Raw genomic sequence first — 13,111 nt, forward strand, 5'->3', positions numbered from 1 at the left:
TGATATCCTCTTCCTTATAAGTTACCATTACAGGGGTAACTTTTATTAAAAGAAGGTAGATATCATTGAATAAACGTGTTTATTTATTGACGATCGTTTCGTTTGTTGTGGGAATGGTCGAGTTGATTATAGGTGGCATTTTAGATCTTATTGCAGAGGATCTTGGCGTGAGTCTTGGAAAAGCAGGATTTCTCATTACTGCATTTTCTCTTGTATTCGCCATCGCAGCTCCAATTTTACTGACGGTGACTGCTCAGATCGAGAGAAAACGGTTAACCCTCATCGCGCTCGTGGTATTTTTAGTAGGAAACGCACTCGTGATTATAAGCTCTACGTATGCGATGCTGCTGATCGCTCGGATTCTGTCAGCGTCAAGTGGCTCGTTGCTCGTCGTACTCTGTGTGACGATGGCTTCGAATATTGTGGAGGAAAAATATCGTGGTCGCGCGATCGGTGTCGTCTTTATGGGGATCAGCGCTTCCCTCGTACTCGGCATTCCGATCGGCTTAATGCTAGGAAACGCGTTCGGGTGGCGTGCACCATTTATCTTAATTGAAGTGCTAACCGTTTTATCCATACTCGGTGTGTATTTCTTTATGGGACAACTTGCTCCAAAACCAGCGATTCCCATCAAACAACAATTGCAAACATTAAAAGACAGAAGGATATTGTTCGCTCAAATTACGTCGTTTCTTTTCTTGGCTGGGCATTTGACGTTATACGCCTATCTAACACCTTTTTTAAAGATGATGCTTGGTCTTAACGGAACGTGGGTCAGCATCGTATACTTGATATTCGGGGTTGCTGCCGTATTTGGTGGGGGTATTGGAGGCATGCTCGCTGACCGATTTGGCACGAAACCAACCATCATAGCTGTCATTATCGTTTTTGCTATCTCAATCCTTATGATTCCATATACCACTTTTGCTTTTCCGTTGTTTTTAGCGGTTATGGTCATATGGAGCATGCTCAGCTGGGCAATCACGCCTGCGATGCAGAGTTATCTTATTGAGTCGTCTCCTGAAACTTCCGATATTCAGCAAAGCTTGAACAATTCTGCGCTTCACTTCGGCATTGCGTTCGGATCAATGATCGGTGGAATCGTGATTGAACAGGCATCTGTCGAGATGAATGCAACAGTTGGTGGATTTTTGGTCATACTGGCTTTAGGTGCAGCTGTTTTATCTATGGTTAAAAAAGAGAATTCCAAAGCACACGCACATACCATTCGCTAGGCTGCAAAAACTATGGCATGATAATGGTAGAGAAAATTTTTTAGGTAATTTACAACTTTCTAAGGAGGTGAAACCATTACGATCTTAATTCCAAGGTTGTGATGGTGGACAAAATGAGTATTCATATTGGTGCAAAACAAGGTGAGATTGCAGAAAGCATTCTATTACCAGGGGATCCGCTTCGTGCAAAATATATCGCTGAAACGTTTTTAGAAGACGTAACATGCTACAATGAAGTTCGCGGAATGCTAGGATTCACAGGAACGTACAAAGGGAAACGCGTATCTGTTCAAGGGACAGGCATGGGAATTCCATCGATCGGGATTTATGCAAACGAACTGATCCGTGAATATGGTGTGAAAAACTTAATCCGAGTTGGAACATGCGGTGCCATTCAGCAAGATGTTAAAGTTCGTGACGTAATCTTGGCGATGACCGCGTCCACAGATTCACGAATGAACCACTTAGCGTTCCCTGGCATCGATTTTGCGCCATGTGCCAACTTCGATCTATTGAAAAAAGCGTATGATGCTGGGACAGAAAAAGGCTTGAAGATTAAGGCAGGTAACGTATTAACGGCTGACCTTTTCTACCGTGACAGCATGGACATTGTGAAAAAATTAGCAGAAAATGGCGTACTAGCGGTAGAGATGGAAACAACGGCTCTTTACTCAATCGCAGCGAAATACGGCGTGAACGCACTCTCCATCCTGACAGTAAGTGACCACATCTTTACAGGTGAAGAAACGTCTGCCGAAGAGCGTCAAACGACGTTCAACGACATGATCGAAATGGCGTTGGAAGTCGTGAGTTCAGAGGAAAAATAAATAAGTCATCTTTTTACGCGTATCAACTGAAAAAGCTATACAAAAAGTCATCTAATTCGCATTTGAATTAGATGACTTTTTTATTATAATGTCGTAAATTGTTAGTATTTATCAGATCTTGTTGAATGAAATACATACCCAGTAAATGGTATTTTAAAAGGTTTTTGTTCTTACCCTATTGAATTAGTTTTCATGTACAAAAAATTAATGGGGGAATCAGAGAATGCGGGTACCAAAAAAGCTAATAAGTGTATGCGGAGTTTTAGGATTATTACTTGGGGGAACAACAACATTGGCTGCCACTTCGTTTCAGGCTGTTAAACATGAGAAAAAAGTAGCAGGAAACATGCAAGAGCAAATTATGATAGTTGACAGCAGTGTAACTAAAAAAAAGAAGATTCTTACTTATTTTAATAACAATGAACCTAAAAAGTATAAAGAAAATGAGGTTATTGTTAGGTTTAAAAATAAAGACTCCATTAAAAGACTAGGAGCCTTAAGCAGTACTTTAGGCTTAACAAATGCAAAAGTATTAAATAAAGAAGGAACACATGTCATAAAATTCTCCAAAAATAAAAAAATGGCAGATGTTTTACATGAATTGAATGCTTCTCCTAATGTTGAATATGCAGAGCCAAACTATGTTTATCAACCGACAGCAACAGACCCGCTATATAGCGAACTATGGGGACTTAAGAATACAGGACAGGAAATAATCGGACAAGTTGGTAAAAAGGGTATTGATATTAATGTGGAAGCTGCATGGGCTAAAACAAAAGGCAGTTCCTCACTTGTTATTGGCGTGATTGATACAGGAATAGATATTAATCACCCTGATTTAAAAGATAAAATTTGGGTGAACACCGGAGAAATTCCTAATGATGGAATCGATAATGACAAAAATGGATACATTGATGACGTAAATGGGTGGAACTTTTATGATAAAAATAATAGATTGTTCATTCGAGGAGAAGAGGATTTTCACGGTACTCATGTTGCCGGAACTATAGCGGCAAAAGCAAATAATATCGGAGTAATTGGAGTTGCTCCGAATGTGAAAATTATGCCTCTGAAATTTATCGGTCCATGGGGCGGCTATGAATCCGATGCAATCCTTGCAATTGAGTATGCAAAATCTAAAGGGGTAAAGATTTTGAATAACTCTTGGGGTGGTGGCGAAAACGCACAAGCATTAAAGGATGCTATTAAAAACTCGGGCACTTTGTTTATAGCTGCAGCAGGCAATGATGGAATGAACACTGACACATCTCCAATGTATCCAGCTGCCTATGACTTGCCTAATATTCTTTCTGTAGCTTCTCTTAACAATACCGGGAATCTTTCCATTTTTTCTAACTTTGGTGCGAAAAGTGTAGATGTTGCCGCTCCAGGTGAAGGAATACTAAGTACAGTCCCTATTAGGGACGGAGGCTATTCTAATGCTTACGAATATCTTGATGGAACTTCCATGGCTACCCCTCATGTTTCGGGAATAGCCGCATTAGTAAAAAGTGTAAACCCAACCTACACTCCTGCTCAAATAAAGGATGCTATTATGAGAACAACCACAAAGCTGTCTTCATTAACAGGGAAAAACGTTACTGGAGGACTTGTAAATGCAGGGAAAGCAGTTAATTTCGAGGCGGACTCCGATATTCCTGGTATTGTTTGGAAAGGAGACAGTATTAGTACGACACTTGATGCAAGTAAAGATAAAAATGATGTATATTCTATTAAACTATTAAAAGGTGAAAAGTTTAAGACCACACTTAAAGGTGATGCAGGTACGGACTTTGATCTGTATTTGTATAATGGGACTGCAACGAATGTACATTCGAGCAATGGCATTGTAGCAAGCTCAGAAAGTGCAAACTCATCCAATGAAACCTTTACTTTTATAGCTCCTACAACTGGCACATATTATTTAAATGCATACGCTTATAAAGGAGCTGGAAACTACACTCTTTCAGTAACAGAAGGTATTGAAGCAGGAACGTATGAGAATACGAGTAAATATTTGGGATATGAAGGAACATGGAATAAAATATCTGATGGAAGTGCTTCTGCTTCTTCATACACAAGCACTAACAAAACCGGTTCACATGTTAAGATTGTGTTTAATGGTACGGGAGTTTCCTACAAAGCTATTAAAAATCATAAACAAGGAATTGTAAAAGTGACATTGGATGGAAAATCGACAAATTATAGCTTGTATGCCGCTAGTCCTAAGTACAAAGAAGAAATCTTTTATAAAAAAGGATTACCTGCAGGAAAGCACGTATTAACAATTGAATGGACTGGTCAGTCAGATCCTCAGGCCCGTAAAACTTCTACAGAAGTGAACGTTGATTCTATCACCGTTTTAAAATAATTATTTTTGCATGACTTACTTAGTATTAGAAATATAAAAAAACGACCAGACAGAGAAAATCTGGTCGTTTTGCTATTTAAATTAATTATAGTGATCTTCATAAGCTATAATGATTGATTGGAAGTGGTAAGTTCAGAAAAATAAGCATAGAAGAGAAAAAATAGAAGCAGACTACCTCGCTAGGCAATCTACTTCTATGAATATGATCATTAAGAAGACAGCGAAGAATTATATTCTTCCATACTTTTAATTTTGCCATCGTTCATTGTAATAATTTCATCAAATAAAGGTATTTCTGAAATGTTAAACCCGTGAGCAGCAATAACAATAATTTTGTCTTTTTTCATCTCCTGTATCAAACGTACCATTTCAGCAAAATTATCGTCATCAAGTGCATTGAAAGGTTCGTCTAACAGTAGGACGTCAGGATCTTCCATAATGGCTTGACAGAACGCGAGACGCTGTTTCATTCCGAGTGAAAAGTTTTTAACCTTCGTATCTGCATGTTCAAGGAGATTTACTTTCTTTAAGTGGGAATCAATTTCTTGTTTTCCTATCTTCTTTTGGATCGATGCAAGAAACGTTAAGTTCGAACGAGCTGTCTCATGTTCAATAAATGAAGGATTTTCAATCATAACACCATACGTATAACTAGGTTTCTTAACAGTGCCCGATGTAGGCTGCAATAGATCACAAAGCAATCTTAGCAACATTGTTTTACCGCTGCCATTATGTCCTTTCAATAAATAGACTTTCCCTTTTTGCAGCGTTAAAGATATATTCTGTAGTACCCTTTTTTCTTTAAGTTCCTTATTTACTTCTTCTAACGTAATCATTCTTCAACAACCTCCATTAATTTACCGGACTTGGATATGAAATGAACAATGTATATCATAACTGCTATAGCAATACTTTTAATCACAAGCATCGTTAGCTGCATGTCCTGCCATCCTGCTGAAGCAATTACGATTGCCGAAAACACCGGATATTGATAAGACATCAATTGAGCAATAACTGTAATTGATAACAACAAAAACAACGAAATTTTCTCGCTTATTCCTTGTAACTTAATGATGATCTGCATCAAACCTAGAACACTAAGTGTTAATAACGTTGAGATCATATCAAATAGATAAAACGGTGTAAATGAAGATGAGATTAAAAAAAATAAGAAGTAGACGATCTGCTTAATCAAAAGTATGACAAAAATATGTTGCACGGCGGTTTTCACCAGGCAACTAACCAATGTGGTATGTCCTCCACGTGTCGTAATATAATTGCGCAGCCTAAATCTTGAGGAAACAGCGCTTTCCATTGTGGATATATAAATAATCATTGTAGCGATATTAAGCAAATAGTTGTAGAAATGCATTTTTTCAGTTGTATAGTTAAAACCGGTGGCCAACAGTTCAAGAGAAGAAATATGGATCCCTTCCCCATTGCTGACGATTACATATAGTAAAAATATGCTAGCTAGTAGCATAATGGTTTTTTTTCTCATATAAAATCCCTTTTCTTACTTTCTCTAATGATGAGCAGAATGCCTATAATATTGATTAACGAAGAAATGAAAGTAAGTGCATGTAATTCCATTTTAATCGTATAGTTCATCCCTAAACCAAAAGAAATTGAAAAGTATATGATTAATATCGTGATATTAATTACATATATACTTAGTAAGCTTAGAACTTGTAGATTGGTTTTTAAATAAATATACAAATATATGAAGTACATAGACAATACAAAGGAAAAGAGTCTAGCGGTGTTGAGTATAACTTCACTGGTTATGGGTATATATGTACCAAATAGAAATGGAATTCCCATGTGAATAAGCATTGTATAGACAACATACAAGCTGCATATCTTCAAACCGTAAGTAATGATGTGCTTCGTGTACTCCTCTTTACACCGGCTAACAAACATCGGTGAGGTAAAAGGTAATTTCATTATAAATAAGTATATTGTAAAAAAGATACTGGTATTGTACATAAACTTTTGCAATCGAAATAGAGACTGCTCCAAAAATAGATAGGTCTCTTCTACTTGCCCATGGGTTTTTATAAATTCACTATAAATATAGTGAACCATAATTATATAGAGTACTCCCCATACTAAGATGCTATGTTTTTTGCTCATGTTATATATAATCCTGTCCAAATTTCTTAATGTTGGCTTTATAAATAAATGTAAAAACTATCATACTGATAACGATAAATATACTGCTTGTCATAATTATCATTAAAGTGGATTTTGATGAGTTGAATAAGCCAATACTGCTAAATAATATATTATCAAGAACAATAAACGAAGTAAGGAAGGCTAAATCCTCATTTACATTACCTAAAACATTAGAGATGAAATAAGTAATCATGATAATGATAAAAGGAAATAGTTGAATCACATATCTATTTTTTAGAAAAAGTGGACTAACCGTTGTAATCAGAATGATCACGATAATGTAAACGGACAAATGAATAATGGAGATTCCCAAAAAAGCCAGATATTGCATTATAGACAAATTTCCAACGAATGAATTGGGTGAGATTAGTATACCTCCAAGAAATAAAACTGTAAGCACAAATACGATTAAGAAGAAACCAATGACATACGTTGACATATATAATGCTTGTGCAATAAGGACCTTTTTAAGATAATTCTTATATGACATGCGTGTGACAACCATGGTTCCATAGTTAGATTGTACGGATTTAAACGTAATTGAACCTAACGAGATTCCAAATCCAATAAGAAGAATAAGAGCTGCCAATGAATTATAATCACTTGAAAATAAAAAGCTTTCAAAATAATAAGATCCCGTGTATCCAGAGATAATGGCAGAAACTTTTTCAACATTAACATCCTTGGCACCTGAGTGCATAACATCTACCCATTCTTTTTTTTGCAGATAGGTAGAATAATAGCTTGCACCTACAATAATGGAGAGCACAACAGTTAAAATAGCATTAAATTTAGATTTATAATAACGTAAAAATTCTTGTAAGATCACAAGTTTTCCCCCAAAATAATCTATCTTATGTAAAATATATACACGTACCTACAGAAATAATATCATTTAAGAGTTTATTGCACTACTTATTTCGGATTGAATCTTAATTTAATTGTATCCGTTCCAGACTGTGTAGCATCCGGTTTTACTTGCGCATAGTAGTAATAATTAGGTTCACCAATATTATTACCTGCAGTGAATGTGTCGGAAGTGTTTTTAACCTCTACCCAGTCACTTCTTTTTTCATTGTTAGAATTGACAATTCTAGCATCAGGGTCTGACCACATTGTCATTGAAGAAGCTTGGAAACTAACTGTCGTGTTATTTGTCTCTTTCATTTGCTTTAACTTACTTCCAGTAGTTGTTGTTGTTTGTGTAGTACCTGCAGTCACTTCAAAAGTCCCATATGAACTATATGTTGCCAAGGCGCTCTGTGCAGATAAAATCCCCACTCCTAATAATACTGCTGAAACTTTCAACTTTGCTTTTTTCATGTTCTCTCTCCTTCTAACATCTTATTTTTTAATTGTTTTTTCAATTTTCAGAAAATAAAAATTATAAGATTATGTAATTTTATAATCAGGATGAAAATTGAAAGGTTATAATTCGACAATATCCCTGTAGATTTGTACGTGTATGAGAAAATATTAACAGTACTGTATATTACTGTAAATAGTCATATAGAAGGGTAAAAATGGTTATTAAATTCTAGTGCTATTGAACCGAAAAAATATCTGTTTTTGTCTAATGGGACTTTCGAATCTATGAATACTTATCCTTTACAAGATGTTTTATTATTTTAATTACACCTTCGCCTGAGTACTTGTTTGTACTCGGTCGAAGGTGTTCTAATAACTCGTTTTAATTCTAATACCTTAGCTTCATGAGAACATTTTTAATCTCTTCATCATTCATCAAGAGTTCCGAATGCTTTTCGGTAATTTTAGCAAGAGCAACATCGTGATAAAAGAACTCAACAAACACTTTAATAAACGGCGTCGATTTTGTTTTTAACGCCTGCCAACTTTGTGTTTCCATACCCGCAAAAATGACCTCTTTCTCGTCCACGACCACTAAACGAAAACGTTCTAACGAAAGATGCTCCTGTGCCGGGATCAGCGTATGTACATTTGAAAGGTCGGACTTGAAATCGCCTACAACCAAAACTTCCACATCCACTCCCTGCTCTTCCTTTTTTTGTAACAAGGGTAAATAGTCTTGGACGTCCTCTTTCCAGGCGGAAATCTTGATTGATTTTTCCGCAGTTTGCAGAAGCTGCTTCGTTTGCGCCCGGATCGATGAATCCACTTTTAAACTCCAGACATGTTCATCATAGAACTTTCTCTTTGAGGTGTTGATTTTTAACTCCTGCACGTTTTCCTGAAACTCATTCGTAAGCTTTTCAATCACGATAGATAGGGGTAATGCAATATATAACTTTTTCTTTTCTGATACAGAATCCATTACCATTCCTTTTTCGATCATACGTGAGAGAACTTCGTATATTTTAGATTTTGGTACACCTGAATATTTAACAATGTTCGTCGCATCCATGGGTTCCTCACTCGATGCAAGAACTTCAAAGACTTGACTCTCATATTGTGAAAAACCGAATTTTTGTAACATGGTTCCTCCTCTAAATCACCTCTTAATGGCGTAACTCCTACAAGTATCTTAAATCAATATTGGCACCTTCACCAGTATTAATAACCATATTGTATTGAAGGGAATATTAAAAGTTTCGAAAAATCAACGATATTTTAACATTGTTTTTTTCTGTAAGTAAGAATAGTTTCAAAAGATACTTTAGCCAGCTATACCACCTACTGTAATGCGTTCCGCTTCACACAGCTTGTAAATGAAGAAAGACGTGGATACCAAGGGTCACGATTAAGATTAGAGAATAAGAACATACAGCAAACTGCACAGAAAGTTTGAGCGGTCTCATTGCCTTACAATCAATTATTTGAGGTTTTCTTGTTTTTAGAAGTCAGAAAAGAATGGTTCTTAATCAACCCCATAGTAATTTCAGCCATTCGCGGGTTCACAAGCGTTATCTTTGCTGTATACAGATCCCAACATGCCAGTAATATAATTGCCAAAAAGGCGACCTGAGGTGAAAACAATACGTAATCAAAAGCGCCTGTCAGAAGGATTACAGGTAAAGAAAACAAAAATACATCCAGGTGGACTTTATTCTTTGTCTTTGAGAAATAAAGATAGAGCACCTTATAACCATTAATAAAAATAACAAAGAGAAGAGCAATTCCACCTAATGCACCGTACTCAGTGAATACACCTAAGATCATGTTGTGTGCATGAGGCACGTGTTCATGGAAAAGAGAAGAATATTCTGTGTAAAACCCTATAGGTGTTGTACCGAATAAGGAATGTTCCTGCCAAAGGTTAAAAGAATTCTTCCAAATTTCTTTTCTTAGTTCTGCAGATTCAAACAGTTGTTCACTTCTTGGCATCCAATCCACAATTAATGGAATGTTCACTAACATTAAGATAAGGAAAACTAAAGAAATCCACTTTTTCCATCTAATTAAAAAGGTAATGAAAAGAATAAGCATAATAACAAATCCTGCTCTGGAACCTGTTAGTATAATTGCATGAGTGAAAATGCAAACAGCAGACAATTGTAACATTAATTTATAAAAAAATGATTTCCTAATACTCACTAAGCAATCAGCCAAAAGAAATGATAATCCTAATAGCAATAATGCTACTGAAAAGTTAGGATTATACGTCGATCCGATCAGTCTAGTGTAATGTTGTGGATTTATTCCAGCTGCACCTATTAAAACCGTGCCAGAGAAATAACTTAATACAGTCTGCGTCATTAAAACCTTCTGAAAAGGATAAAGGCAATAAAAATAGATGCCCCCAAAAATTGTACCCCATTTAAACAAAGGTAATATTTTTAAACGATTGTTTAACATTTTTATATAAATGCCTATATAAGCCATAATTAGTGCAGAAACCAAGAAGAATGAATAATTGCTCATGGCTATAGATGCGCATATTGTTGAGATGAACATGCAACAAAGCAAAAACAGCCCTGGTGTAAATGTAATCCTCTTCCCTTTCCTCCATACATGGTGCAAGTTAAACCACCCAATAAACAATAAGAGCACAATACCTACTGGTGGGACAACTAAACAAAGAAAAAGGCTAATTTCAAAATGATCCTTTTTAAGGCTGAATGTAGTCATAAATAACCTCTTTGTCAATTCAATTCGCATAATAACTCATCATACTAAAATGAAGAGGCTTTTTTCTTAAATTTACATAAAATAGATAAACTCTTAACGTTTCTTTATATTTTTATAATTTCGCTTTCACTAGAAATGACAGATCCCTTGTGTTATTTACTTTAAGAAAATCATGAGTCTTTAAGTTTGAGGCGTAAAATTTCATCTTCGTTGAAAAAAAACTGCAGAGGCAACTGTCTCTACAGGTTTTCATGCTGGATTATTTTACTAGTGTTGCCACAGTTCCGGTGCAGATGGTGTTTTATCTAATACTTTAACAGGTGTGGCTTATGTAATAGCCTCAATAATTTCATTTTGCTATATACGATCTTTCCCAACTTCTAAATAAAAGTGATCCAATGACTAAATTTCACTTCTTTTGGAACGATTAAAAACTCTTTCCCTTAACAAACTGGTTAATAGACTAATAAATATCACAAAAAAAGACAGAGTGCATTAACACTCCGTCTTTTTGCACTATTTCTTTTCAGCTGCAAAAGATACAGCTACTCGATCACTTTCTGCTAAACCAGACTTTGTAACCGTAACATAGATTTTTCCGCCTTTTTGCCCAAGTTGTTTAATTGATAAAGAAACATAAGAATCTGTAGACTCTTTGGTTGCAAGCAATGTACCTTTAGAACTAGTATTATAGATTTTAACCACATCGCCCTTTGCTACTCCCCTAACAGACACAGAATCTGATTTCCCTTTGTTATTATACACTTTGATTTTGGAAGCTGATAATGGATTAGATTTCATAGAAATTTTAAATTCATATGGTCTGTCATAAGAATTGAAGGAATCTTGCATAACAAAATAGTATGTTCCTTTTTTAAGCCATAATTTAGTAGAAGCATACCCTGAAACTAAGTCATCAGAATTTGTATACAAATCTGTGTACACATCACCATGGCTATTTTGAATATGACCATGCCATGATGCATCAGCTAATTGCTTCATATATAACGAAACATTTCCATCTGTTGGAACTATAAATTTAAAGATGTCCTTATCACTTGAATTAGACAATCTTCCATAATAGAACTTATTTAATTTCATAGAATTGGCAGACGTCAAGTTATCATTGAATTCTCTCTCATAAACCGTACTTGCAGTGAAACTGGCTTTAATCTCATAAGGCAGATCATAGGAATTATTAGAATCACTTACCTTTATATAATAAGTACCTTTAGGAAGGCCTATTTGTGTTTTGGCATATCCTTTAACAAGCTCACTATAATCCGTATAAAGGTCTTCATATATATTCCCTTTACTATCTTGAATATGAGCATACCAGCTTGCTCCAGCTGATTGTTTCATCGAAAGTGTTACGTTTCCATTAGATGGCAGTGTAATCTTATAAACATCCGTATCATAATAATTTGAGATGCTGCCTTTATATGTTTGATTTACGTTCATTGCATTCGCAGCAGTAAGGCTATTATTAAATTCTTTTTCGTAATTAGTGCTCTTATTAAAAACCGTTTTTATCTCATAAGGTATATCATCAGTATTATAGGAATCACTAATGTTTATATAATAGTTTCCTTTTGGAAGACCCACTTGAACTTTTGCATACCCTTCAACCAATTCACTATCGTCTGTGTAAAGACTTTCGTAAATCTCCCCTTTACTATTCTGAATATGCGTATACCATTGAACATTTGATTTTTGTTTAACGTATAAGGTTACATTTCCCGCAGTTGGGAGGTAAATTTTATAAAAGTCGTCATCTCCAGAATCTTTCATGCTACCTTTATAGTTTTGATTAAGAATCATCTGATTGGCGTATGTAATGCTGTCATTAGATTCTTTTTCAAAGAATTTACTAGCCAAAAAATTCACTTTAAATTCATACTTACCATTATCATTATAGTAGTCCATAATTTTTAAATAATAAGTACCTTTTGGTAAGCCCACCTGACTTACCGCATAGCCCTCGACTAGCTCGCTATTGTCAGTATATAGATTTTCGTATATTTTTCCTGAGCTATCTTGGATCTGAGCATACCATGTTCTACCCGACTGTTGTTTAACTTGCAATGAAACATTTCCATCGCTAGGCAGGGTGAATTTATAGTAATCCTCTTCATGGTTAGTAATATTTCCAATAAGGCTTTTATTTAATTCAATTTGCGCGGCATCGCTGATTGCCGCATGAACAAGGGTGTTTTGTTTAAATAAAATAACCGTTAATAACAAAATGCCAAGGGCAAAAGTAAACCTAGAAAATAACTTCAAAAAATAACATCCTCTCCATAAATGTACGAATCTAGTATATTTTACATTATTTTCTTAATTATAGGTATAGTTTACCGGTATGTTTTTACTATTTTTCGGGTTACTTCACTAATTATTTTTGTTATATAACTGTTAATTCTTATAAATAAATCTAAAAAAGCATGAAAAAC

The 13,111-nt window shown here is 35.2% G+C and carries 10 protein-coding genes; 3 read left to right on the forward strand and 7 right to left on the reverse strand.

Translation table 11 applies throughout. The features are described 5' to 3' along the window. Positions 1-65 precede the first annotated feature (65 nt). The 3 genes from KUV80_RS10870 to KUV80_RS10880 all read left to right on the forward strand — a co-directional run bounded on the left by KUV80_RS10870 (position 66) and on the right by KUV80_RS10880 (position 4,433). The gene (locus KUV80_RS10870) at positions 66-1,235 is read left to right on the forward strand and encodes an MFS transporter (RefSeq protein WP_222462727.1); all 1,170 of its coding nucleotides are present in this window, start codon (positions 66-68) and stop codon (positions 1,233-1,235) included. A gap of 113 nt (positions 1,236-1,348) precedes the next feature. After that, on the forward strand, positions 1,349-2,062 hold the full coding sequence (gene deoD, locus KUV80_RS10875; protein WP_222462728.1) for a purine-nucleoside phosphorylase: 714 nt from the start codon (positions 1,349-1,351) through the stop codon (positions 2,060-2,062). 223 nt (positions 2,063-2,285) lie between these two features. After that, entirely contained in the window at positions 2,286-4,433 is a 2,148-nt protein-coding gene (locus tag KUV80_RS10880; protein ID WP_222462729.1) for a S8 family peptidase, read from the forward strand. 209 nt (positions 4,434-4,642) lie between these two features. Here KUV80_RS10880 and KUV80_RS10885 read toward each other — a convergent pair whose 3' ends face one another. The 7 genes from KUV80_RS10885 to KUV80_RS10915 all read right to left on the reverse strand — a co-directional run bounded on the left by KUV80_RS10885 (position 4,643) and on the right by KUV80_RS10915 (position 12,941). Next, the gene (locus KUV80_RS10885; protein WP_222462730.1) at positions 4,643-5,269 is read right to left on the reverse strand and encodes an ATP-binding cassette domain-containing protein; all 627 of its coding nucleotides are present in this window, start codon (positions 5,267-5,269) and stop codon (positions 4,643-4,645) included. Next, on the reverse strand, positions 5,266-5,652 hold the full coding sequence (locus KUV80_RS10890) for a hypothetical protein (protein WP_222462731.1): 387 nt from the start codon (positions 5,650-5,652) through the stop codon (positions 5,266-5,268). The genes KUV80_RS10885 and KUV80_RS10890 overlap by 4 nt, the downstream gene beginning before the upstream one ends. A gap of 918 nt (positions 5,653-6,570) precedes the next feature. Next, complete coding sequence (locus tag KUV80_RS10895; protein WP_222462732.1) at positions 6,571-7,440, reverse strand: hypothetical protein; 870 nt, start codon at positions 7,438-7,440, stop codon at positions 6,571-6,573. A gap of 86 nt (positions 7,441-7,526) precedes the next feature. After that, entirely contained in the window at positions 7,527-7,934 is a 408-nt protein-coding gene (locus tag KUV80_RS10900; protein ID WP_222462733.1) for a hypothetical protein, read from the reverse strand. A gap of 373 nt (positions 7,935-8,307) precedes the next feature. Next, entirely contained in the window at positions 8,308-9,066 is a 759-nt protein-coding gene (locus KUV80_RS10905; protein ID WP_222462734.1) for a TrmB family transcriptional regulator, read from the reverse strand. Positions 9,067-9,398: 332 nt separating this feature from the next. After that, positions 9,399-10,286 (reverse strand): O-antigen ligase family protein, encoded by an 888-nt coding sequence (locus tag KUV80_RS10910; protein ID WP_222462735.1) that lies wholly within the window; start codon positions 10,284-10,286, stop codon positions 9,399-9,401. 888 nt (positions 10,287-11,174) lie between these two features. Then, positions 11,175-12,941, reverse strand: coding sequence for a hypothetical protein (locus KUV80_RS10915; protein WP_222462736.1), 1,767 nt, complete (start codon positions 12,939-12,941; stop codon positions 11,175-11,177). Positions 12,942-13,111 lie beyond the last annotated feature (170 nt).

Source organism: Fictibacillus nanhaiensis, assembly GCF_019801215.1.
Taxonomy (GTDB): domain Bacteria; phylum Bacillota; class Bacilli; order Bacillales; family Fictibacillaceae; genus Fictibacillus; species Fictibacillus nanhaiensis_C.